At 69.2% G+C, this 21552-nt stretch carries 21 protein-coding genes; 4 read left to right on the top strand and 17 right to left on the bottom strand.

The features are described from left to right. From VGE03_RS11355 to dapB, 3 genes are all read left to right on the top strand, one after another. The coding region (locus VGE03_RS11355) for an Hsp70 family protein (protein WP_331046587.1) at positions 1-970 on the top strand (970 nt) is incomplete at its 5' end. Positions 971-1143: 173 nt separating this feature from the next. After that, complete coding sequence (dnaJ, locus tag VGE03_RS11350; RefSeq protein ID WP_331046586.1) at positions 1144-2331, top strand: molecular chaperone DnaJ; 1188 nt, start codon at positions 1144-1146, stop codon at positions 2329-2331. A 31-nt stretch (positions 2332-2362) separates the two neighbouring features. Continuing rightward, positions 2363-3112, top strand: a complete 750-nt coding sequence (gene dapB, locus VGE03_RS11345) for a 4-hydroxy-tetrahydrodipicolinate reductase (RefSeq protein WP_331046585.1) — start codon at positions 2363-2365, stop codon at positions 3110-3112. Between the two features lie 181 nt (positions 3113-3293). Here dapB and VGE03_RS11340 read toward each other — a convergent pair whose 3' ends face one another. The 3 genes from VGE03_RS11340 to coaBC all read right to left on the bottom strand — a co-directional run bounded on the left by VGE03_RS11340 (position 3294) and on the right by coaBC (position 5590). Then, complete coding sequence (locus tag VGE03_RS11340; RefSeq protein ID WP_331046584.1) at positions 3294-3659, bottom strand: hypothetical protein; 366 nt, start codon at positions 3657-3659, stop codon at positions 3294-3296. 83 nt (positions 3660-3742) lie between these two features. Further along, positions 3743-4192: a dUTP diphosphatase gene (gene dut / locus VGE03_RS11335; RefSeq protein ID WP_331046583.1), complete on the bottom strand. Its 450-nt coding sequence runs from the start codon at positions 4190-4192 to the stop codon at positions 3743-3745. A gap of 174 nt (positions 4193-4366) precedes the next feature. Beyond that, positions 4367-5590 carry a bifunctional phosphopantothenoylcysteine decarboxylase/phosphopantothenate--cysteine ligase CoaBC gene (gene coaBC / locus VGE03_RS11330; RefSeq protein ID WP_331046582.1) on the bottom strand — a complete coding sequence of 408 codons (1224 nt, stop codon included), beginning with the start codon at positions 5588-5590 and terminating at the stop codon, positions 4367-4369. Between the two features lie 122 nt (positions 5591-5712). On the opposite strand from coaBC, the gene VGE03_RS11325 reads away from it, so the two are divergent. After that, complete coding sequence (locus VGE03_RS11325) at positions 5713-6246, top strand: S-type pyocin family protein (RefSeq protein WP_331046581.1); 534 nt, start codon at positions 5713-5715, stop codon at positions 6244-6246. A gap of 15 nt (positions 6247-6261) precedes the next feature. Here VGE03_RS11325 and VGE03_RS11320 read toward each other — a convergent pair whose 3' ends face one another. The 14 genes from VGE03_RS11320 to VGE03_RS11255 form a co-directional block, all read right to left on the bottom strand. Continuing rightward, positions 6262-6642: a helix-turn-helix domain-containing protein gene (locus tag VGE03_RS11320; RefSeq protein ID WP_414644938.1), complete on the bottom strand. Its 381-nt coding sequence runs from the start codon at positions 6640-6642 to the stop codon at positions 6262-6264. Between the two features lie 218 nt (positions 6643-6860). Continuing rightward, positions 6861-8474, bottom strand: coding sequence for an apolipoprotein N-acyltransferase (gene lnt / locus VGE03_RS11315; RefSeq protein ID WP_331046579.1), 1614 nt, complete (start codon positions 8472-8474; stop codon positions 6861-6863). Further along, positions 8449-8910, bottom strand: a complete 462-nt coding sequence (gene ybeY, locus VGE03_RS11310; protein WP_331046578.1) for an rRNA maturation RNase YbeY — start codon at positions 8908-8910, stop codon at positions 8449-8451. Before ybeY ends, lnt begins: the two co-directional genes overlap by 26 nt. Continuing rightward, entirely contained in the window at positions 8907-9896 is a 990-nt protein-coding gene (locus VGE03_RS11305; RefSeq protein ID WP_331046577.1) for a PhoH family protein, read from the bottom strand. Before VGE03_RS11305 ends, ybeY begins: the two co-directional genes overlap by 4 nt. Next, entirely contained in the window at positions 9896-11284 is a 1389-nt protein-coding gene (miaB, locus tag VGE03_RS11300; RefSeq protein ID WP_331046576.1) for a tRNA (N6-isopentenyl adenosine(37)-C2)-methylthiotransferase MiaB, read from the bottom strand. Before miaB ends, VGE03_RS11305 begins: the two co-directional genes overlap by 1 nt. 60 nt (positions 11285-11344) lie before the next feature. Then, positions 11345-11776, bottom strand: coding sequence for a Fur family transcriptional regulator (locus VGE03_RS11295; protein WP_414644937.1), 432 nt, complete (start codon positions 11774-11776; stop codon positions 11345-11347). 71 nt (positions 11777-11847) lie between these two features. Next, a complete protein-coding gene (locus tag VGE03_RS11290; protein WP_331046574.1) occupies positions 11848-12285 on the bottom strand; it encodes a GNAT family N-acetyltransferase in 438 nt (145 codons plus the stop codon). Continuing rightward, complete coding sequence (tsaB, locus tag VGE03_RS11285; protein WP_331046573.1) at positions 12282-12959, bottom strand: tRNA (adenosine(37)-N6)-threonylcarbamoyltransferase complex dimerization subunit type 1 TsaB; 678 nt, start codon at positions 12957-12959, stop codon at positions 12282-12284. The genes VGE03_RS11290 and tsaB overlap by 4 nt, the downstream gene beginning before the upstream one ends. Before the next feature lie 37 nt (positions 12960-12996). Continuing rightward, the gene (locus VGE03_RS11280; protein ID WP_331046572.1) at positions 12997-13377 is read right to left on the bottom strand and encodes a helix-turn-helix transcriptional regulator; all 381 of its coding nucleotides are present in this window, start codon (positions 13375-13377) and stop codon (positions 12997-12999) included. Positions 13378-13440: 63 nt separating this feature from the next. Then, on the bottom strand, positions 13441-14037 hold the full coding sequence (locus VGE03_RS11275; protein ID WP_331046571.1) for a helix-turn-helix transcriptional regulator: 597 nt from the start codon (positions 14035-14037) through the stop codon (positions 13441-13443). A gap of 118 nt (positions 14038-14155) precedes the next feature. After that, on the bottom strand, positions 14156-14713 hold the full coding sequence (locus VGE03_RS11270; RefSeq protein WP_331046570.1) for a NifU family protein: 558 nt from the start codon (positions 14711-14713) through the stop codon (positions 14156-14158). Between the two features lie 88 nt (positions 14714-14801). Next, positions 14802-15272, bottom strand: coding sequence for a universal stress protein (locus VGE03_RS11265; RefSeq protein ID WP_331046569.1), 471 nt, complete (start codon positions 15270-15272; stop codon positions 14802-14804). 116 nt (positions 15273-15388) lie between these two features. Beyond that, positions 15389-20254 (bottom strand): NAD-glutamate dehydrogenase, encoded by a 4866-nt coding sequence (locus VGE03_RS11260; RefSeq protein ID WP_331046568.1) that lies wholly within the window; start codon positions 20252-20254, stop codon positions 15389-15391. 197 nt (positions 20255-20451) lie between these two features. Next, positions 20452-21303, bottom strand: coding sequence for an outer membrane protein (locus VGE03_RS11255; RefSeq protein WP_331046567.1), 852 nt, complete (start codon positions 21301-21303; stop codon positions 20452-20454). Positions 21304-21552 lie beyond the last annotated feature (249 nt).

Raw genomic sequence — 21552 nt, 5'->3', positions numbered from 1 at the left:
CGAGCCGTGCGTGAAGGCCCTGAAGGACGCGGGCCTGAAGGCCTCGGACATCGACGAGGTGGTTCTGGTCGGCGGCATGACCCGCATGCCCAAGGTGCAGGAAGCCGTGAAGGCCTTCTTCGGCAAGGAGCCGCACAAGGGCGTGAACCCGGATGAAGTCGTTGCGCTGGGCGCCGCCGTTCAGGCCGGCGTGCTGCAGGGCGACGTCAAGGACGTGCTGCTGCTGGACGTGACCCCGCTGACCCTGGGCATCGAGACCCTGGGCGGCGTCTTCACCCCGCTGATCGAACGCAACACCACCATCCCGACCAAGAAGGCGCAGACCTTCTCGACCGCTGACGACAACCAGTCGGCCGTGACCATCCGTGTCTTCCAGGGCGAACGCCCGATGGCCCAGGACAACAAGATCCTCGGCCAGTTCGACCTGATGGGCATTCCCCCGGCGCCGCGCGGCATGCCGCAGATCGAGGTCGCCTTCGACATCGACGCCAACGGCATCGTGCACGTGACCGCCAAGGACAAGGCGACCAACAAGGAACAGTCGATCCGCATCCAGGCCAACGGCGGCCTGTCGGACGCCGACATCGAGAAGATGGTCAAGGAAGCCGAGGCCAACGCCGCGGCCGACAAGGCCCGCAAGGAGCTGGTCGAGGCCCAGAACGGCGCCGACAGCCTGATCCACTCGACCGAGAAGGCCCTGTCGGAACACGGCGACAAGATCGGCGACGCCGACAAGACCGCCATCCAGTCGGCCATCGACGACCTGAAGTCGGCCAAGGACGGCACCGATCCGGAAGCCATCCGTGAGAAGACCAACACCCTGGCCCAGGCCTCGATGAAGCTGGGCGAGGCCATGTACGCGGCCCAGAACAACGCCGATGCGGCCTCGGCCGAACAGCCGGCGGACGACGGCGTGGTCGACGCCGAGTTCGAGGAAGTCTCGGACTCCGACGACAAGAAGAGCGCTTAAGCCGCGGCTTTCGTGTGAACTGAACCAGACCCCGCTTGTCCTGCGACGGGCGGGGTCTTTTCATGAAACTTGCATCACGGGATCGGGCGCCCATGTCAGCCCGGTCAGCCCTTTTGACCTCAGCGCCGGGAACAGGCGCGCGGACAGGGCCAGAGTAAGAGGACAATCGCCGGATGGCGCGGGACTACTACGAGATTCTGGGGGTCGAGCGGACCATCGACGCGGCGGGCCTGAAGTCGGCCTATCGCAAGCTGGCCATGCAGCACCACCCGGACCGCAACGGCGGCTCGGAAGAGTCCATGGCGATCTTCAAGGAGATCTCCGAGGCCTACACCGTCCTGAGCGACGACAACAAACGCGCCCACTATGACCGCTTCGGTCATGCCGGGGGCGGGGCGGGCGGCAATCCCTTCGGCGCCGGCGGCGGCCAGGGCTTCCACGACCTCAACGACATCTTCTCCCAGGTCTTCGGCGACGCATTCGGAGACGCCTTCGGCGGCCGTCAGGGCGGCGGCGGACGACAGGGCGGACCGCGTCGCGGCTCGGACCTGCGCTACGACCTCGAGATCACGCTGGAGCAGGCCTACAAGGGCGCCGACGTGGAGATCTCGGTCCCCACCACCGCCACCTGCGACACCTGCGAGGGCTCGGGCGCCAAGCCGGGCACCCAGCCAACCACCTGCACCACCTGCCAGGGCGCCGGGCGCGTGCGCTCGGCCAATGGCTTCTTCCAGGTCGAACGGACCTGCCCCCGCTGCGGCGGCAACGGCAAGATGATCGCCGAGCCCTGCGGGACCTGCCACGGCCACGGCCAGGTGCGGAAGAACCGCAAGCTGCAGCTGAAGATCCCCGCGGGCGTGGACGACGGCTCGCGCATCCGCCTGTCGGGCGAGGGCGACGCCGGCCAGCGCGGCGGTCCGCGCGGCGATCTGTACGTCTTCCTGTCGGTCACCCCGCATGAACTGTTCGAGCGGGACAATCTGGACCTTCTGGTCACCGTTCCGGTGCCGATGACCGTGGCGGCGCTGGGCGGCGAGATCGACGCTCCCTGTCTGGTTTCCGACGCCTGCGACGGTCGCTGCAAGGCCTCGGTGGATGTCCCGGCGGGCGCCCAGACCGGCAAGACCGTGCGCATCAAGGGCAAGGGCATGCCCCACCTGAACGGCCGCCAGCGCGGCGATCTGGTGGTCGAGCTGTTCGTCGAGACCCCGACCGACCTGACGCCCCGCCAGAAGGAGCTTCTGGAGGAACTGGCCGCCTCGCTGGGCGAGACCCAGACCCCGCGCAACTCGTCCTTCGCGGGCAAGGCCAAGCGGTTCTGGGCTGACATCCTTGGCGACAGCAAGGAAACGGCCCAATAAGGCCGGGATTTCCGTCCCTGGGGGAACTGATTTGAGCGCCATCTTCCACGCCGGCATCTCCGGAGCCCGGGGCCGCATGGGCCGGGCCGTCTCCGCCGTTCTGGACGCCCGCGAGGACGTTGTGGTCGCCGCCCGCTTCGATCGGGGCGAAACGCCGGACCTGTCGCTGTGCGACGTGGTGATCGACTTCTCCACCCCCGAGTCCTCGGTCGAGCTGGCCCAAGCCTGCGCCGCGCGGGGCGGCCCCGCCCTGGTGATCGGCTCCACGGGCCTGTCGCCCGAACAGGACGCCGAAATCCTCAGGGCCGCCGAGACCGTGGCCATCGTGCGCAGCGGAAACTTCTCGCTGGGCGTCAACATCCTGATCGGTCTGGTCGAGCACGCCGCCCTGCGGCTGGACGCCCGCGACTGGGATATCGAGATCACCGAGGCCCATCACCGCCGCAAGGTGGACGCACCGTCGGGCACCGCCCTGATGCTGGGCGAAGCGGCCGCCGCGGGCCGCAACGAGGACCTCGAGGATGTTCGCGCCGCCCCCTGGGACGGCATCACCGGCCCCCGCGAGAGCGGCAAGATCGGCTTCTCGTCGGTGCGCGCCGGCGGGATCATCGGCGAGCACACCGTCCTGTTCGCCTCGGACGACGAAATGCTGACCCTCAGCCACTCGGCCATCGACCGCTCGCTGTTCGCGCGCGGCGCCGTCGCGGCGGCCGCCTGGGTGCGCAACCGCAAGCCGGGGCTCTACGACATGCAGGATGTGTTGGGGTTCAGACAAGCCTAACGGCCTGCCTGAAGGACGCTATCGCTCGCGACGCGGTCGCTCGCTGCTTGAGCGTATTCCAGTTCCTCCCCTTCAGGGGAGGGGGACCATCCGAAGGATGGTGGAGGGGCGTCGGCGGAGTGCGCGGTAGGCGCCCCTCCACCGCTACGCGGTCCCCCTCCCCCAAGGGGGAGGAATAAGCTCAGTGCGCGTGAGCCTTGCGGCCGTGACCGCCGCCGGTGACCAGCGACTTGATCAGGAAGAAGACTGCGATGACGATCGCATAGCCCAGGAAGAGGGCCAGCACGGTCATCCAGAAGCTCAGGGTCAGCAGGGGCGGCAGGACCAGGGGCGCGCCGTCCAGCACCGGGCGAACCACCCCGATCAGGATATGCACGAAGGCCGCGCCCAGCGCCGTGGCCCACAGCCGGTTCCACGCTGGCATCAGCAGGGCCGCGATGACCGCGATCAGCAGGCCCATGACCTGGTTCACGCCGTCAAACCCGCCTTGGGCCAGACCGAACAGGCCGGACAGGAAGGCGGTGATTGAATCGATCAGGGATTCCATACCGGTCGTCTCCATCTGCATACGGCCAAGCCTGACCGCTTCGCAGGGTTAACGCCGGTCTCGCGGAATCGCTCCCGACAGCCCTAGCGACCCGTGGAGCCGAAGCCGCCCGCGCCCCGCGCCGTCTCGTCCAGCGCCTCGACTTCGAACATCCGCGCCTGTTCATGCTGCGCGATGACGATCTGGGCGATGCGTTCACCACGCTTGATTACAAAGGACTCTTGGCCATGGTTGATCAGAATGACGCCGACCTCGCCGCGATAGTCGCTGTCGATCGTTCCGGGCGAGTTCAGGCAGGTGATCCCGTGCTTCAGCGCCAGGCCCGAGCGCGGACGCACCTGAGCCTCATAGCCCGGCTCAAGTGCAATCTTCAGACCCGTAGGGACCAACACCCGCGCTCCGGGCGCAAGCATTAGTGGCATGTTTTCTTCAACTGCAGCCCGGAGGTCCATGCCCGCCGAGCCGAGCGTTTCGTATGCCGGCAGCGGCAATCCATCGGAGTGCGGAAGACGTTCAATCCGGACGGTCGTCATGAAGGTAGCTCTATCGGGGTGGGACGGCGACAATGAGTCTACCGACATCCCTATCGCGCTCGCAGTGCTCCGCGAGAGCCTCGCTTGGGGGGCAATAGGACACCAAGCGGGGATGACCTTCACGACACCGTGGAGCCTCCGGTGGACCCGCAGTGGACAACGTGTGGAAAAGATCTATCCGAAGTGGTCGGCAATGCGGGCGGCCAGCTTGCGGGCCACCTCGGTCTTGGACTGGCGCGGCCAGACATCGGCGCCGCCGTCCTTCGTGAACAGGGTGACGGCGTTGCCGTCGGCGCCGAAGACGTCGTCGGAGACATCATTGCCGACGATCCAGTCGCAGCCCTTGCGGGACAGCTTGGCGCGGGCGTTGGCCTCGAGGTCCGACGTCTCGGCGGCGAAACCGATGACCAGCGTCGGCCGCGCCTTGCCCGGCTTGGAGACGCCGGCGAGGATGTCCGGGTTCTCGATCAGGGCCAGCGACGGCGGGCCGCCCGGGGCCTTCTTGATCTTGCCGGAGGCGACGCCGTCCACGCGCCAGTCGGCGACCGCGGCGCTCATCACCGCGATGTCCGCGGGCAGATGCCTGTGGACCTCGGCCTGCATTTCGCGCGCGCTCTCGACCCAGACGCGGGTCACGCCGACGGGGGCGTCCAGCGCCACCGGTCCCGAGATCAGGGTCACCTCGGCGCCCAGGTCGGCCAGGGCCGTGGCGATGGCGTAGCCCTGCTTGCCGCTGGAGCGGTTGGTCAGCCCCCGGACAGGGTCGATGGGCTCGAAGGTCGGTCCGGCGGTGACCACCGCCCTGCGGCCCGTCAGCGCGCGTCCGGCCGGCCCGGCCAGCAGGCCCTGGATGGCCGACAGGATGGCGGCAGGCTCGGCCATGCGGCCCGGCCCGAACTCGCCGCAGGCCATCTCGCCCTCGTCGGGACCGACGACGGCGACCCCGTGGAAGCCGTCAAAGCCCTTCAGGCGCTCGACGTTGGCCTGCACCGCCGGGTGCAGCCACATGCGCACATTCATGGCCGGGGCCAGCAGGACCTTCTTGTCGGTGGCCAGCAGGGTGGTCGACGCCAGATCGTCGGCGAAGCCGTTGGCCGCCTTGGCGATCAGGCCCGCCGTGGCCGGGGCGACGACAACGAGATCCGCCCAGCGCGAGAGCTCGATATGGCCCATGGCCGTCTCGTCCTCGGGCATGAACAGCGCCTGCCGCACCGGATGGCCGGTCAGGGCCGCAAGCGACATGGGAGTGACGAACTCGGCGCCCGCCGATGTGAGTACGCTCATCACCTCGGCGCCCGACTTCTTCAGCAGGCGCACCAGTTCCAGCGCCTTGTAGGCGGCGATGCCGCCGCCGACGATCAACAGGACCTTGCGTCCGGACAGCGATGCCGTGGTCATCCCGCTGATCTAGCGACGGCGCCCGCCCGCGTCGAGTGACGCTTCCGCGAAACGGAACATTGCAAGAACTGTTAACCTGTGGTTAGGGTTCGGCCGAAGAAGTTTCAACGTTGGAGGGTATGATGCGTAGAGCGTTCAGCGTCGCGGTCATCGGGGCCGCGTTGGGGACCGGACTGGCTCTGGCCGGGTGCGGCGACGGCGGCTCGGCGGTGGAGACGCGGGATCGGACGGCGGAAGCCTCGCAAACGGCGCCGGCCCCGGCGATGACGGCGGCGGCGGCGGCGGCGACGATCGAGGCCGCGCCCGCCGAGGCCCGCCCGGTCCTGACCGCAAACCGGCGCGAGACGGTGGACGCCAAGGTGGCGCGACTGTTCGAGCGGAACGGGGCCGACTTCGGGGCCCGGACGGCCGAGGATTATCTCGCCCGGGTGCAGGCCTTCACCTCGAACCCGCCCGCCGGCACGGAACGGGTGGAACGCGCGAACGGCGACGTCCTGCTGTACCAGGCCTCGACCAACACCTTCGCGGTGCTGTCGCGGGACGGCGTACCCAAGACCATGTTCAAGCCACGCGAAGGCGCCGCCTACTGGGCCGAGCAGAAGGCGGCGGCCCCCGACTTCGGTCGGCGGCGGTCAGCGGGAAGCGAAGGCGCCTGAAGACCGTAAGGACGATCAGTCCTCGTCGGTCTCCTTGCGATCGGCCATGTCGCGGATCAGCTCCAGCGCCAGCTTCTGCTGCCGGGTGGACAGCTGCGGCGACAGACGACCGATCTCGATGGTGTAGCGGGTCGCCGGGAAGTCGTGTTCGAAAGCCGCTTCGCCCTCGGCGACGCCGGCCAGCTGAGCGCCGCTCAGACCTTCGAAGAAGTAGCCGATGTCCACCTTGAAGAAGCGGGCGATATCCCAGAGCTTCGAGGCCGAGATGCGGTTGGCGCCCTTCTCGTACTTCTGGATCTGCTGGAAGGTCAGGCCCAGGGCGCGACCGAGGTCGCTCTGGTTATAGCCGAGGGCCAGCCTCTTCTCGCAGACTCTCCGGCCAACATGCCGGTCCACGGGATGAGGGCCATCCTCGCCCTTGCCTCTCGCCATAGTCGTACGCCCTTTGGAAGTCGATAAATCGGCCAAGCCTGAATGCGCTGCCAGCGGGGCTGTGTCATCAAAAAATGCAGAAATCAGGGCCACCTTGGCGGGTTATTGGCCCTTGAACCGCCACGTTTCTCGCGTTGCGGGAATCTGCTGGTCAACCGCACCGACCGCAAGGGGAATCACCCTTAAGGAACAACGGTCTTCAAACGAATCACCCGGCGCGGCGGGACCGCGCACAGCAGGCCGACGACGACGCAGATCCAGAACAGAAGGTCGCCGATACGGCCGTACAGGGTGATGGGAGCCGCCTGCGGCAGCCGCGCGTCGATCACGCCGCTCTCGCCGGCGTCGAGCCGCTGGCCCTCGATCACCCGCCCCCAGGGATCGATCATGGCCGAAGTCCCCGTCGGGGTGGCGCGCACCACCGGCAGCCCGGTCTCGATCGCGCGATAGCTGGCCAGGTTGAGATGCTGGAGCGGGCCCGAGGTCCGGCCGAACCAGGCGTCGTTCGAAATGTTGACGATCCAGCCCGGACGCCCGGCGGAGCCCGGCGTGAAACCGGGATAGAGGCTCTCGTAGCAGATCAGAGGCTGGGCCCGCGGCGCGCCCGGAATGTCGATCGGCGCGGGCCGGGGTCCGGCGCTGAAGTCCAGCGGCATATGGGTGAGGGCGCGCAGGCCGAGGGCGCTCATCACACCACCCGCCGGCAGAAACTCGCCGAAGGGCACCAGCCGGTATTTGTCATAGGTCCCGGAGATGCGCAGGCCGTCGCCGCCTTCATCCGTCAGGACGAACAGGCTGTTGAAATAGCGCGCGCCCTCGGCGGCGGCCGGGTCCGGCACGCCCCGGCCCAGTCCGAGGATCAGGCTCTGTCCCGGCAGGACCGCCCGGGCGATGGCCGCGGCGTCCGGCGAACCCGGCGCGAACACGTCATTGGCGGTGGCCGGCAATGCGCCTTCCGGCCAGATGATCAGGTCCGGCGTAACCGCGCCGGGACGGCCGGTCAGGTTCACATAGCGATCCACGATCCCCTGATAGGCTTCCGGGGTCCATTTGGTGGCCTGGGGCACGTCGGCCTGGACGATGCGCACCACGGTCGGGGTCAGCTGCAGCCGGGCCGACGACAGGCGGGCGGCGCCCGAGATCATCACCGCGGTCAGGACCACCGCCCCGAGGACCGCCGTGACGATCCGGGCCTTGCGGGGGCCGGCGTTCAGCAGGGGACCGAAGGCGGCGGCCGTGGCCACGGTGACGAAGCCCAGTCCATAGACCCCGGCGACGGAGGCGAATTGAGAAACGGCCGAACCGGCCTTCCAGCTGGCGCCCGCCGGGTTCCACGGGAAACCGGTCAGGACATGGCCGCGCAGCCATTCCAGCAGGCAGAACAGAGCGGCGAAGACCAGAACCCGCGCCATGCCCTCGGGCATGAACCGACGATAGAGGGCCGTGGCGGTCCCCCAGAACAGGCCCAGGCCGATCGGCAGGCCCGACGCGGCGAACGGGGCCATCCACGCCTGGGCGGGATTGACCAGAAAGGCCTCGGCCACCCACCAGCAGCTGATGAAAAAGTAGGCGAAGCCCGCCAGCCAGCCCATCCAGAAGGCGCCGCGCACCGTCCCGGACCGTTCGGACAGGAACATCAGCAGGGCGTAGCCGAGCAGGCCGGGCAGGATGCCGAACGGCGGATGCGCCAGGGCGGCGGCCGCGCCGGCGGCCAGGGCCAGGCCGATGCGGCCGAACCTCAGGATCAGCCGCGCGCGGGGGCTCTCAATGTCAGGCGTCGCCGAGAGGATGCTCATCCAGCGTGTATGGGTCGGCGACGCCCAGACTGGCAAGGATGGATCGCTCCTCGGCCTCCATCTCCTCGGCCTCGGCGTCGTCCTCGTGGTCGCGACCGAGCAGATGCAGGACGCCGTGAACCACCAGATGCGACAGGTGGTCCGACAGGGTCTTGCCCTGTTCGACCGCCTCGCGGGCGCAGACGCCGTAGGCCAGGGTCAGGTCGCCGAGGTGCGGAAAGGCGCTCTCCGCCGCCGGGAAGGACAGCACATTGGTCGGCCGGTCGCGGTCCCGGAAGCGGGCGTTGATCTGACGCACGCTTTCGTCGTCGGTCAGCAGGACGACGATGTCGCCCTCGACGGCGCCCAGGGCCGCGCCGGCCGCCCGCTCGACCACCGCCTCGACATCGGGCAGGGCGGCGGTCCAGACCGTGTCCTCGACCTCGATCTCGATCACCGGCGCGGCTCTTCCAGATCGGGCGACGGGGCCGCGGCGTCGGCGTCGTAGGCGCGGACGATCCGCTCGACCATGGCGTGGCGAACCACGTCCTGGGCCTCGAACTTCAGCACACCGACCCCCTGCACCCCGTCGAGGATGCGAAGGGCATGGGGCAGGCCGGAATCGCGGCGGTTCAGCAGGTCGATCTGCGACGGGTCGCCGGTGACCACCATCCGGGCCCCCTCCCCCAGCCGGGTCAGCACCATCTTCATCTGCAGGCGCGTCAGGTTCTGCGCCTCATCGACGATGATGAAGGCGTGGCTGAGCGTGCGACCGCGCATGAAGGCGATCGGGGCGGCCTCGATCTCGCCCTTGTCGCGACGACGGCGGACATCGTCGGGACCGAGGATGTCGTTCAGCGCCTCCCAGATCGGAGCCAGATAGGGATCGACCTTCTCGTTCAGATCTCCGGGCAGGAAGCCCAGCTTCTCACCCGCCTCGACCGCGGGACGGGTGATGACCAGCCGGTCCACCTGACCCCGACGCAGCAGGGAGGCGCCGTAGGCGGCGGCGAGGAAGGTCTTGCCCGTGCCCGCCGGGCCGACGCCGAAGGTCAGCTCGCAGCGGGACAGCAGCTCCAGATAGCGGGCCTGCGCCGCCGTCTTGGGCGCGATGGCCCCGCGACGGCCGACCGGCAGGGCCACCGCGTCCGGCGCGACCGAACCCTGCCCCGCGCGCGGCTGGGCCACGGCGGCGCCCAGCGCGGTGCGGACGTCGGCCTCGGTGATCTCCACGCCCTGCTCGGCGCGGTCGGCCAGGACCTCGATGACCCGCTTGGCCTGGGCGCGGTCCCGGGCCGAACCGTTGATCGAAACCCCGCCGCCGGGCGTCTCGACCAGAACCTTGAAGCGGTCCTCGATCAGGGCGATGTGCCGGCTGTTGGGGCCGATGACGGCGCGCAGGGCTTCATCGCCCAGGGCCAGAAACTCACTCTCTCGCGCCACTAGGCCGCTTTCCTCAAAAGTGTGCCGCTGAGCGACTTCAGACCGCCGCTCTCGATCTTCACCGGAACGATCTGGCCGATCAGTTGATCCGCGACCCCGTCGACATAGACCGGCTGTAGCCAGGGCGAGCGGCCGGTGACGTGGCCGTCGAACTTGCCGGGCCGCTCGAACAGGACCGGGATGGTCATGCCCGCGCGGGACTCGTTGAAGGCCGTCTGCTGCTCGAACAGCAGGGTCTGCAGCGCCTGCAGCCGTTCGCGCGACACCGCGTCCGGCACCTGCGCGCCCATGGTCGAGGCGGGGGTGCCCGGACGCGGCGAATACATGAAGGAGAAGGCCGAGGCGTAGGTCACGCGCCGGACCAGATCCATGGTGTCCTCGAAGTCCCGATCCGTCTCGCCCGGGAAGCCGACGATGAAGTCGCCCGACATGGCCATGTCGGGGCGGGCCTCGCGGATGCGCTCGATCAGGTCGAAGTATTTCTGACGTCCGTGCTTGCGGTTCATCAGCCGCAGGATGCGGTCCGAACCGGACTGCACCGGCAGGTGCAGCCAGGGCATCAGGACATCGAGTTGGCGGTGCGCCTCGATCAGGTCGTCCGACATGTCGTTGGGGTGGCTGGTCGTGTAGCGGATGCGATCCAGACCGGGGATTTCGGCCAGCAGCCAGGCCAGCCGCGCCAGGGTGGACGGCTTCCCGTCCAGCCCCTCGCCGTCATAGGCGTTGACGTTCTGGCCCAGCAGGGTGACCTCGCGCACGCCCTTGGCCGCCAGCTCGCGGGCCTCCTTCAGGATGGCCGCCACCGGGCGGGACCACTCGGCGCCGCGGGTGTAAGGCACCACGCAGAAGGTGCAGAACTTGTCGCAGCCCTCCTGCACGGTCAGGAAGGCGGTGAAACCGTCGACCCCGCGCTCGGCGGGCAGGGCGTCGAACTTTTCGTCCGGAGCGAAATCGGCGCCGATGCGCTCGCCGCGCGCCCGGGCGGTGCGGGTGAGCAGTTCGGGCAGCTGGTGATAGGCCTGCGGGCCCACGACCAGATCGACCGCCGGCTGGCGCTTCATGATCTCCTCGCCCTCGGCCTGGGCGACGCAGCCGGCCACGGCGATGGTCATGGCGCCCAGACCAGCCTTGGCCTTGGCGTCCTTCAGCTCGCGCATCTTGCCGAGCTCGGAATAGACCTTCTCGGCCGCCTTCTCGCGGATATGGCAGGTGTTCAGGATGACGAAGTCGGCGTCGTCGGCGCGGTCGGTCGCGGCATAACCCAGAGGGCGCAGGACATCGGCCATGCGCTCGGAGTCATAGACGTTCATCTGGCAGCCGTAGGTCTTGATGAACAGGCGCTTGGGGGCGGCCTGTCCCTCCGACGACGGGGCGGGGGTATCGGTCATGGGGCGGCTATTTAATGCGCCCGCGCGTTTCGCGCTACTTGGAGCCGCACCGACGCCGGATCAGGCGTCGGTCGAATCGCGGTGGGCGTGACGCTTGAAGATCAGGCCATCGCGGCCCGACGGCTCGGCGCCCTCGATGGGCGTGCCGTACAGTTCCAGCTTGTGGCCGATCAGCTTGAAGCCGAGGCGCTCGGCGATCTCGGTCTTCAGGCGCTCGATCTCGGCGTCGAAGAATTCGATGACCTCGCCCGACCGGGTGTCGATCAGGTGGTCATGGTGATCGTCGCCCGCCTCCTCATAGCGGCTGCGGCCGTCGCCGAAGTCGTGCTTCTCGACCACGCCGGCTTCCTCGAACAGGCGCACGGTGCGGTAGACGGTGGCGATCGAGATATGCGGATCGATCGCCGAGGCGCGGCGGTACAGCTCCTCGACATCGGGGTGATCCGACGCCGCCGACAACACCCGCGCGATCACGCGGCGTTGTTCCGTCATTCGCATGCCGCGGTCGGCGCAGAGTTTTTCGATCCGGTCCATGGAGCGTGAGAATAAGCGGCGTCGGCGCTCTAGGGAAGCCGCCCCGGCAAGTTCAACGCGAGAACCAGGGCGTCCACGCGGGAACCGTCCGGACGCGCATAATAGAGGCGGCGGCGACCGGCCTCCGCGAAGCCGGTCCGGGCGTACAGGGCGCGGGCGGCGGCGTTGTCCTCGGCCACTTCCAGAAAGACCCGGTCGGCTCCGGCGAGGCTGGCGGCGGCGACGCCCTCGGCGACCAGACGGGTTCCCTCCCCGCCCCGGCGCGCCTCAGGCCGGACGGCCAGGGTCAGGATCTCGGCCTCATCGGCGACGGCCCGCATCAGGATGAAGCCGTCGGGCCGCTGGACCACGAACACCCCCGGCTGTTCGAGCAGGACCGCGAAGGCCGCCGCGTCCCACGGACTGTCGAAGGCGGCGGCGTGAAGGGCGGCCAGCCCGGCCGCCCGGTCGGCGATCGCGCCGGTCATGCGGCGGCGCCGGCGCGGGGTTGGCCGGGCAGGCGGGTGGGCGGGGTGGCGTCCGGTGCGCGCAGATACAGCGGCGCGGGCGGGGCCGTCTCGGGATCAAGACCGGCGGCCAGACGCGCGACGGCCTCGGGCGCGGCGCCCGGCCTGTCCGCGATCACCCCGTCGGGCGCCGCCTCTGTCAGCAGGGATGCGCCCGTGCCCACCAGGGTCGCGCCGGGGCCCAGGGCCGTGACACGCGCCGTCGCCTGTTCGAGGGACAGGGCCTCGGGCGGACCTTCAGCGACGCCGTCGCGCCAGAAGCGGGCGTAGACCTGCCCCCGGCGGGCGTCGATCAGGGCCGCGACGGTCTTCGCCCCGACCGAGGCGGCCAGGGCGTCGAGGGTCGAAATCCCGACCACCGGACGATGCAGGGCGGCGCCCAGTCCCTGGGCGAAGGCCAGGCCGACACGCAGGCCGGTGAAGGAGCCCGGCCCCACCGTCACCGCGATCCGGTCGATGACGGAGAACCCTCCGGCCTCGGCGACCGCGTCGCGCGCCAGACCGGCCAGCCGTTCGGAATGTCCCTTGGTCATCGCCTCGGAGCGCAGGCCGAGCGGGCGCGCGGTCTCGCCCTCGACCTCGAACACGCCGGCGCTGCACAGGCCCAGCGCCGTATCGATCACCAGCACCTTCATGCCGCCGCTCCCTCAAGGACGGCGCTCCGGCCGAAGTTCACGGTCCCGGCGCCAGCGCCGTCACGATGCTCGCGAGCGCCTGCCGCAGGCCCCGGTCGGCGATGCGCGGAAACGCCAGCGCCACGGCCCGCCCGTCGCTGGTCGATCCCAGCGCCCGCAGCGCATCCGCCTCGCCCGCCGCAGGCCCGTCGAGCGGCGGAAAGAAGACCTCCACCGAGGTCCCCAGCACCACGGCCACCCGATGCAGCCGGGAGGCGGAGATCCGGTTCAGCCCCGTCTCGTATTTCTGCACCTGCTGGAAGCTGACCCCGATGCGCTGGGCGAGCGCCGCCTGCGACAGGCCCAGGGCCGAGCGCCTCAGGCCGATGCGGGTGCCCACATAGGCGTCGATATGATCCGGAGCGGCGGTGCGGGCCATGGCGGGCCTCCTGTTCGATACCGAACAGTTTCACAGACACGCCCAAGTTGCAACGAAACAGTTTCATTGGTCCAGTCTCGCGACCACGGCGGAAACAGCGCGGGTCCGGGTGCGGGGAATCCTCTCCTCGCTCGCCAGACCGCCGACCCCGCCGCGAACGATGAGCATATCCCCGTCGGACCGCTCGTAGAGGCGCACCAGCCGCTCGCCGTCGTCCATGTCGATGACACAGCCCTGATCGCGGCGAGGCCAGCGGCCCGGCGCATACTCAAGGACGACGCCCGAGGCCGCCCAGGGCGCGAGGTCGTCGGTCGACAGCTGCAGGCGGCGGTTCGGCGTCGGCGGAGCGCCCTCGAAGACACGGCCGCCGCTCTCCACGCCGGTCGGCGAGGGCCCTTCGGGCGGCGCATTCATCGGCAAGCCGAGAGACAGGGAGATGGACAGGGCCTCGGGCGTGGCGTCGACAGCGGCGGTCAGGCGGCGCTGGACGTCGGGCCGGAACAGGCCGGGTCGCTTGCCCGCCTCGTAGAGGCCCCAGCCCTGGCTGGTCATGCCGACCCGGGCGCCGGCCTCGGCCTGGCTGAGACCCCGCGCTCGGCGCAGGGCGGCGAGCGCCTCGCCGAGACGCCGGGCGTCGCTGTCGCTTTCAAACCGGGGCATGGAGGTCTTATGGCCCGCGTCGAACCCGGGCGCGAACAAAATCGTTTCAGGCGCCCTTGTCAGCCGGACCGTGACCGCGCTCAAGCAGCGAGCGACCGCGTCGCGAGCGCTAGCGCTCTTAAATGACCTGCTCGACCGAGGTCACTTCCGGCACATAGTGCTTCATCATCTGCTCGACCCCGGCCTTGAGGGTGGCGGAGGACGACGGACAGCCGGCGCAGGCGCCGCGCATGCGCAGCGACAGGACCCCGGTCTCCTCGTTGAAGGCGTCGAACAGGATGTCGCCGCCGTCCTGCGCCACGGCGGGGCGGATACGGCTGTCGAGCAGTTGCTTGATCTCGGCGACGATCTCGCTGTCCTCGCCGTCCGGATCAGCGCTGTTGAAGACGCCGCCGCGCATCAGGGGCGCGCCCGAGACGAAGTGGTCCATGATGGCCGCCAGGATCGGCGCCTTCATCTGGTTCCACTCCAGACCCTGAGGGTCGCGGGTGACCGAGACATAGTCGTAGCCGAAGAAGACCGACTTCACGCCCTCCAGTTCGAACAGGGCCTCGGCCAGCGGCGAGGCGGCCGCCTCGTCGATGTTGACGAAGTCGCGGGGATCCTCGGACACGTCCCGTCCCGGCAGGAATTTCAGGACGTTCGGGTTCGGCGTCGGTTCGGTCTGGATGAACATGGGGCGTAAGTGCGCCCTGACAGGGCGCGGTTCAAGGGTTGGGAGACGAGGTTCTCCCTCCCCGCCCCGGGGAGGGAGAGACGGTGAGCTACGCCAGATCCTCGATGTCCTTCTCGGTCAGGTCGCCGGGGACAATGGTGACCGGCAGCTTGCGGCCGGTGAAGGCCGCGCCCTGCTTGACCACCGCCGCGACCAGGGGGCCGGGACCACGACCGCCCTCCCCCGCCGCCAGCACCAGGATCTTGATGTCCGGGTCCTCGCCGACGACCTTGCGGATGCTGGCCTGGGGTTCGCCGCGTTCGATCAGCAGGATCGGGGTCGAACCCGATCGTTCCGCGGCTTCGGCGGCCCAGTTGTTCAGCGTGGCCTCGGCCTCGGCGCGGGTCTGGCGTTCGATCTCCTCGCGCACCCCGGCCCAGTGGGCATCGGAGGCGGCGGGGGGAATGACCCGCAGCATGACCACATGTCCGCCCGTCGAGCGCGCCCGGCGCGAGGCGTAGCGCAGGGCGCCCTCGAACTCGGGGCTATCGTCGACGACGACCAGAAACTTCCTGGGCATGGTTCGCCCTCCCTTAGCCCGACCACGCTAGCAGATCACCGCGCCGACCGCGTCCCCGCTTTCGCGGGGATGACAAATCGCGCTCAACCAGTGAGCGATAGCGCAAGAAAGCTTCGTCAGTTCGCTGACGAAGCGATCTCGCGGATCACGGCGTTGGCGATGGTCAGCTTGGCGAAGGTCCAGCCCGAGCCCGAAGCCTCGATCTCGTCGACCGAGGCGCGAACGCCCTCGACCGTAGCGAGACGCGGCCCGATCCAGTCGTCGACGGCCTTCTCGGCCGCCGCCTCGCTGGCCCCGACCGAGACGTTGGAGGCCTTCGCCACCGCACGGGTCAGGGTCATCTGCTCGGCCATCAGGTCCTCGATCAGGCGACGGACGGCCAGACGATCGAAATGATCCGCCGACGGAACCGCGCCCGCGGCCGCGCGCAGGCGGTCGAAGTCGAAGGCTGCGCCGACCTGGTGGTACAGCATGGCCATCGCCGGCTCGGGCCAGCCCGCCTCGCGCGCCAGATCGCCGATGTCGGCGGTGGCGACCAGGGGACGCAGCATGGCGAAGTCGCGGGCCATGGCCTCTGAGGCGCCCAGGCCCACGAAGCTCTGCACCCGGGCCTCGAGGCGGCCTTCCTCGAAGCGGCTGAGGACCGCGCCGCCCGCCGCGCGCAGGGCGTCGGCGGCCGGACGATAGGCGGCGATCAGGCCGTCCACGGTCGCGCCCTCGCGCGCCGCCCGCTTGGCCAGCCAGAAGGTCTGGCGACGCAGGACGGTGGAGATTTCGGTGTACAGCGCCGTCTGCGCCTCCGCCGGGATCTTCAGGTCCAGGGCCGATACCGCGTCCCAAGCCTCGTCGAGGCGGAAGATCTGACGGGCCGCCTCGAAGGCGATGACCATGGCCCCGGTGTCGCACTGGGCAGACAGGCGCAGGCGTTCCGGGAAGGTCGCCCCGCACATGTTGACGATCTCGTTCGACAGGATGGTCGAGATGATCTCGCGCTTCAGGCGGTGGCGTTGCATGTCCGCCTCGAACTTCGCCAGCGGGCCGGGGAAGTAGCGGACCAGGGTCTGTTTGAAGAAGGCGTCGTCCGGAGCGGTGGTCGCGACGATCTCGTCGAACAGCTCCAGCTTGGAGTAGGCGGTCAGGACCGCCAGTTCCGGCCGGCTCAGCGGCAGGCCGGACGCCTTCATCTCGCCCAGACGCAGGTCGTCGGGCAGGCCCTCGACCTTGCGGTCCAGTTTCCCCTTCGAGCCGAGCCACTGCATGAAGCGCTGCTGGGAATCCAGCGCCGCGGGGCCTTCCGCCTGCTGCAGGGTCAGGGCCAGGGTCTGGTCGTAGTTGTGGACCAGCACCTTGAGGCCAACCTCTTCGGTCATCGAGGCGAGGAGGGCGTTGCGGTCCTCCGGCTTCAGGGCGCCCGAGGCGATGGCCGCCCCGGTCAGGATCTTGATGTTGACCTCATGGTCGGAGCTGTCGACGCCGGCCGAGTTGTCGATGGCGTCGGTGTTGATCCGCCCCCCGTTGCGGGCGAAGGCGATGCGGCCGGCCTGGGTCAGGCCGAGGTTGGCGCCCTCGCCGATGACCTTGGCGCGGACCTCGCCGCCGTCCACGCGGATGGCGTCATTGGCTTTGTCGCCGACCTGGGCGTCGGTCTCGTTCGGCGCCTTGATGTAGGTGCCGATGCCGCCGAAGTAGAGCAGCTCGGCCGGGGCCTTGAGGATGGCCTTCATCAGGGCCGCCGGATCGAGGACGTCCTCCTGGATGTCCAGGGCCGCCTTGATCTCGGGGCTCAGCTCGATCGACTTGGCCGAACGCGGGAAGACGCCGCCGCCTGCCGAAATCTTCGACTTGTCGTAGTCCTGCCAGGACGAACGCGGCAGCTTGAACATCCGGTCGCGCTCGATCCACGACGAGGCGGGATCGGGGGTCGGATCGATGAAGATGTCGCGGTGGTCGAAGGCGGCCACCAGCTTGATGGCCTTCGACAGCAGCATGCCGTTGCCGAACACGTCGCCCGACATGTCGCCGACGCCGACGACGGTGAAGGGCTCGGTCTGGATGTCCTTGCCCTCTTCGCGGAAGTGCCGCTTCACGGCCTCCCAGGCGCCGCGGGCCGTGATGCCCATGACCTTGTGGTCGTAACCGACCGAACCGCCCGAGGCGAAGGCGTCGTCCAGCCAGAAGCCGTAGGAAGCCGAGACGCCGTTGGCGATGTCGGAGAAGGTCGCCGTGCCCTTGTCGGCGGCCACGACCAGATAGGGGTCGTCGCCTTCCCAGCGCGTGACGGCGGCGGGCGGAACCACCGAGCCGTCCTTGGCGATGTTGTCGGTCACGTCGAGCAGGCCCGACAGGAAGGTCTTGTAGGCGCGGATGGCTTCGGCCTGCTGGGCGTCTCGGTCGCCGCCGGCGCGGACGATGTCCGCCAGCTTCTTCGGGAAGAAGCCGCCCTTGGAGCCGACCGGAACGATGACGGCGTTCTTGACCTGCTGGGCCTTCACCAGACCGAGGACCTCGGTGCGGAAGTCGTCGCGGCGGTCCGACCAGCGCAGGCCGCCACGGGCGACCGGGCCGAAGCGAAGGTGCACACCCTCGATGTAGGGCGCCCAGACGAAGATTTCGCGGAACGGCTTGGGCAGGGGCAGGTCGACCAGTTCGCGCGAGGCGATCTTGATCGAGATGTAGGGCTTGGACTGACCGTCGGCGTCGACCTGGTAGTAGTTGGTGCGCTTGATGGCCTGGACCAGCAGCGACAGGCGACGCAGCGCCTTGTCGTGATCGAGGCTCTTCACCTCCTGCAGCAGGTCGTTGATGTGCCCGACCAGATCGGTGACGGCGGCCTCACGCGACGCGACATCGCCGCCGCCGGCCGGGCTGAACTTGGCGTCGAACAGGGCCAGAATGGCGCGGGCCACGGTCGGATAGTCGCGCAGGGCCTCTTCCTGCACGGCCTGCGACGGGTCCAGACCGGTCTGCTGGCGATAGCGGGCGAGGGTGCGGATCAGGGCCGCCTCGCGCCAGTTCACGCCCAGTTCCAGCACCAGACGGTTGAAGCCGTCGCTCTCGGTGCGACCGTTCCAGACGGCGACGAAGGCCGCCTCGAACGGATCGCGGACGGTGTCGAAATTCAGATCGCCGCCGCGCGGGTCTTCCAGCAGGAACTCGTGGACGTGGATTTCCGGATCGCCGGACGGCTTCAGGGCGTAGCCCCATTCCTCCAGTGTCTTCAGGCCCATGTCGGCCAGGATCGGCAGCACGTCCGACAGCGGCACGGCCGAGCCGCGGCGGTACAGCTTGAAGCGGAAGTTCAGCGACCCGTCGCGATCGGTGCGGAAGGCGCGCACCGCCACCGGTTCACCCGAGCCGACTTCGCCCGAGGCGTTCAGGGTGTCGATGGTCTGGTAGTCGCGCACCGCCTCGGCGGCGTCATAGCGATCGCGATAGGCGGCGCCGAAGGCGTCGGCCCAACGGGCGCTGACCGGTCCGACCGAGACTTCTTCCACGCCGCCCGAGCGCAGGGCGCTTTCGAAGCGGTCGATCCAGCTGCGGCCCGCCTCGGTGATCTCGGCGTCCAGCAGGGCCTGATCCGGGCACGGATGGTCACCCGGAGTCACACCGATGATGTAGTGGATGCGCACCAGCGGCTGGTCCGACAGCTGCGGGTACCAGGCCGAGATGCGGCCGCCCCAGGCGCGGGCCAGGATGGCGCCGATCCGTTCACGGACCGAGGCGTCGAAACGCTCGCGCGGGATGAAGGCCAGCACCGAGACGAAACGGTCGAACGGGTCCTTGCGGGTAAAGGTCTTGATCCGCGGGCGATCGTGCAGGTGCAGGATGCCCAGGGCGATATCCAGCAGCTCGTCCTCGGTGACCTGGAAGAGCTCGTCGCGCGGATAGTTCTCGAGGATGTTCTTCAGCCGCTTGTAGCTGTGGGTGCCCTCCAGCTTGCCCGCCCGGGTCAGGGCGTTGGCGACCTTGCGGCGGATCAGCGGGACCTCGGTCGCCGCCTTGTCGTAGGCCTCGGCAGTGAACAGGCCGACGAAGCGGGTCTCGCCCGACGGACGACCGTCGGCGCCGTAACGCTTCACCCCGACGTAATCCATGTAGGACCGGCGATGGACGCGCGAGCGGACGTTGGCCTTGGCGACGGTGACCGGCTCGGACAGGTCCAGCTGCCGCTTCATCTGTTTGGTCAGGACCGCCGGCTCGGACGCCCGGCGCAGGACGGTGCGCTCCGGGTCAGCCAGCACGCCCAGACCCTCGCCCGACTGGGACAGGGGCGCCTCAGCCTCGTAGCCGCCGTCCTTGCCGCGCGGATAGTCGTAGTCGCGGGCGCCGAGGAAGACGAAGTGATCCGCCGCCAGCCAGCGCAGGAAGGCCAGGTTCTCGGCCAGAACCTCGGCATCGACGCCGGGGGGCGAGCTTTCCAGATGGGCGATCGACTTGCCGATCAGATCGTGCATGGCGCCGTGGGCGGTGACCGCCGCGCGGACATCGGCGAGGGTCAGGGCGAGGGCCTCGCCGAGGGCGTCACGGCGCTCCTGCGGCAGGGCGTCGAGGACCACCAGAATGACGGAGACGCGACCCTGGGGCCCCTCGACGATCGGGTGGTACATCGAGCGCACGGTGACGCCGGCCTCGGCCAGCTCGCCCATCACGCTGTCGACGAGGAAGGGCTTGTCGTTCTGGACGATCGTCAGGACGTCATAGCCGGTGCCGACGCCACGGGCGCCGGTGTGCGGACCGACGCTGACGCGGGCGGGCGCGGCCGGATCGCGATCAAGCACGGTCTTCCACACCGCAGCCAGCAGGGCGGCGAGGTCGGCGACGTCCAGTTCCGGGGTCTCGTCGGCGGCGTAGTCTTCCAGGACCTGGGCCAGATAGGCCTTTTCCGCCGGGCCCGGCGGATGATCGGCCGCGGTGGCGTAGTTCGCCTCCAGCGCCTCCAGGGTGATCGCCTGAGGGACGGTGGGGGCGGGGGCGCCGGTCATGGAAAGGTCTCGTATGGCGCGGCCGGAACCGGCCGCCGGGTTCAGAAGGCAGACTAGGCCGGTTGCGTTCTGGGGCAAGCGTCCCGTCAGACCGGGTCCACTAGGCCAGCCTGACCGCTGCGGGAACCCCCTAAAGCGACGGCGCCGGCCCCTTTTCAGGAACCGGCGCCGGTTATCAGTGATCAGTCAGGATCGGATCAGAAGCGGACGTTCATGCCGACGCGGAAGGCGTGCAGCTCCATCTCGTCGTTGCTGCGCGTGATGTCGGTCCCGGCGGTGTTCGGGGCCAGGATGAAGGGATTGGTCGCCGGCGTCGTGCCGCTGTTGCCCGCCCGGACCACGTAATCGCCCGGTGTCAGGCTGGTGTAGAGGTATTCGCCGGTCACCGAGAGGTTCGGGGCGAGGCGCCATTCAAGACCGCCGCCCAACTGCCAGCCGTCGGCGTCGTCCTCGTTTTCCTGCACCACGAAGCTGTTGGCGGTGTTGGTGGTGCGGAAGCTGTTCTCGATGCCGCCGTAGGCCGCGCCGCCGGTGACGTAGATCAGGGCCGGGCCGGTGGCGAAGCCGACGCGGGCGCGCAGGGCGGCCATGTCGTTCAGCTCACGCGTGAAGACATAGTTGGCCGGGGTGCTGCTGAAGCCGGTGACCGTGTCGGACACGTTCATCGCGCTCCATTCCGCCAGAACGCCCGCGACGAACGGGCCGAACTGCCAGTCGTAGCCGACGCGCAGGGTGCCCTCGACGCCGGTGTCGTCGACGTCACAGCCGGCAGCCGCTTCCGGCGTCAGGGCGCCGCCCTGGCAGAAGCCGGGCGCGAAGGCGTCGGCGCCGCCCGAGGTGGTGACGGTCTCGCCGAAGGTTCCGTCGAGGTTGCGGTCGAAGACGAGGGTTTCGCCGGATTGTTCATGGTTCTCGACCCCGCCGAGGTAGATGCCGATGTAGGGCCCGCTCCAGTCAGGAGCGGTCGACGGGGCGGTCTGGGCGAGAGCGGGAGCGGCGACGCCGGCCATCAGCAGCGACAGCGAGGCGGCGGGGAGCAGATATTTCATCGGATGTCTTTCAGACTGAGAAACGTTCGACCCCCGCCGCGGAGGTCCTAACGGCACAGTTCGACGCCCGTTCCGGCCGGTCTGGACGGATATCAGCCGATGTGGCCTGAAAGTCGCAGACTTCGCCGAGCCCCTGAAACGAACAAGGCCGCCGAACTTGCGTTCGGCGGCCTGCTTCGTATCGGCGCCCAGGAGGGGGGAGGGTTGGCGCCGATCACTTCAACCGCGGGATTGGGGGGAGGGGAGGTC

Source organism: Brevundimonas sp., from assembly GCF_036400995.1.
Taxonomy (GTDB): Bacteria; Pseudomonadota; Alphaproteobacteria; order Caulobacterales; family Caulobacteraceae; genus Brevundimonas.
Note: the sequence above shows the minus strand (reverse complement) of the source record. Positions and strands in the feature narration are given on the sequence as shown.

What these genes read in the sequence shown, in the direction of transcription:
- dnaJ (WP_331046586.1), top strand. Translation starts at nt 1,144, where the DNA reads ATGGCGCGGGACTACTACGAGATTCTGGGGGTCGAGCGGACCATCGAC.
- VGE03_RS11340 (WP_331046584.1), bottom strand. Translation starts at nt 3,659, where the DNA reads ATGGAATCCCTGATCGATTCAATCACCGCCTTCCTGTCCGGCCTGTTC.
- dut (WP_331046583.1), bottom strand. Translation starts at nt 4,192, where the DNA reads ATGACGACCGTCCGGATTGAACGTCTTCCGCACTCCGATGGATTGCCG.
- coaBC (WP_331046582.1), bottom strand. Translation starts at nt 5,590, where the DNA reads ATGACCACGGCATCGCTGTCCGGACGCAAGGTCCTGTTGATCGTCGGC.
- VGE03_RS11325 (WP_331046581.1), top strand. Translation starts at nt 5,713, where the DNA reads ATGCGTAGAGCGTTCAGCGTCGCGGTCATCGGGGCCGCGTTGGGGACC.
- lnt (WP_331046579.1), bottom strand. Translation starts at nt 8,474, where the DNA reads ATGAGCATCCTCTCGGCGACGCCTGACATTGAGAGCCCCCGCGCGCGG.
- miaB (WP_331046576.1), bottom strand. Translation starts at nt 11,284, where the DNA reads ATGACCGATACCCCCGCCCCGTCGTCGGAGGGACAGGCCGCCCCCAAG.
- VGE03_RS11295 (WP_414644937.1), bottom strand. Translation starts at nt 11,776, where the DNA reads ATGACGGAACAACGCCGCGTGATCGCGCGGGTGTTGTCGGCGGCGTCG.
- VGE03_RS11290 (WP_331046574.1), bottom strand. Translation starts at nt 12,285, where the DNA reads ATGACCGGCGCGATCGCCGACCGGGCGGCCGGGCTGGCCGCCCTTCAC.
- tsaB (WP_331046573.1), bottom strand. Translation starts at nt 12,959, where the DNA reads ATGAAGGTGCTGGTGATCGATACGGCGCTGGGCCTGTGCAGCGCCGGC.
- VGE03_RS11280 (WP_331046572.1), bottom strand. Translation starts at nt 13,377, where the DNA reads ATGGCCCGCACCGCCGCTCCGGATCATATCGACGCCTATGTGGGCACC.
- VGE03_RS11275 (WP_331046571.1), bottom strand. Translation starts at nt 14,037, where the DNA reads ATGCCCCGGTTTGAAAGCGACAGCGACGCCCGGCGTCTCGGCGAGGCG.
- VGE03_RS11270 (WP_331046570.1), bottom strand. Translation starts at nt 14,713, where the DNA reads ATGTTCATCCAGACCGAACCGACGCCGAACCCGAACGTCCTGAAATTC.
- VGE03_RS11265 (WP_331046569.1), bottom strand. Translation starts at nt 15,272, where the DNA reads ATGCCCAGGAAGTTTCTGGTCGTCGTCGACGATAGCCCCGAGTTCGAG.
- VGE03_RS11260 (WP_331046568.1), bottom strand. Translation starts at nt 20,254, where the DNA reads ATGACCGGCGCCCCCGCCCCCACCGTCCCTCAGGCGATCACCCTGGAG.
- VGE03_RS11255 (WP_331046567.1), bottom strand. Translation starts at nt 21,303, where the DNA reads ATGAAATATCTGCTCCCCGCCGCCTCGCTGTCGCTGCTGATGGCCGGC.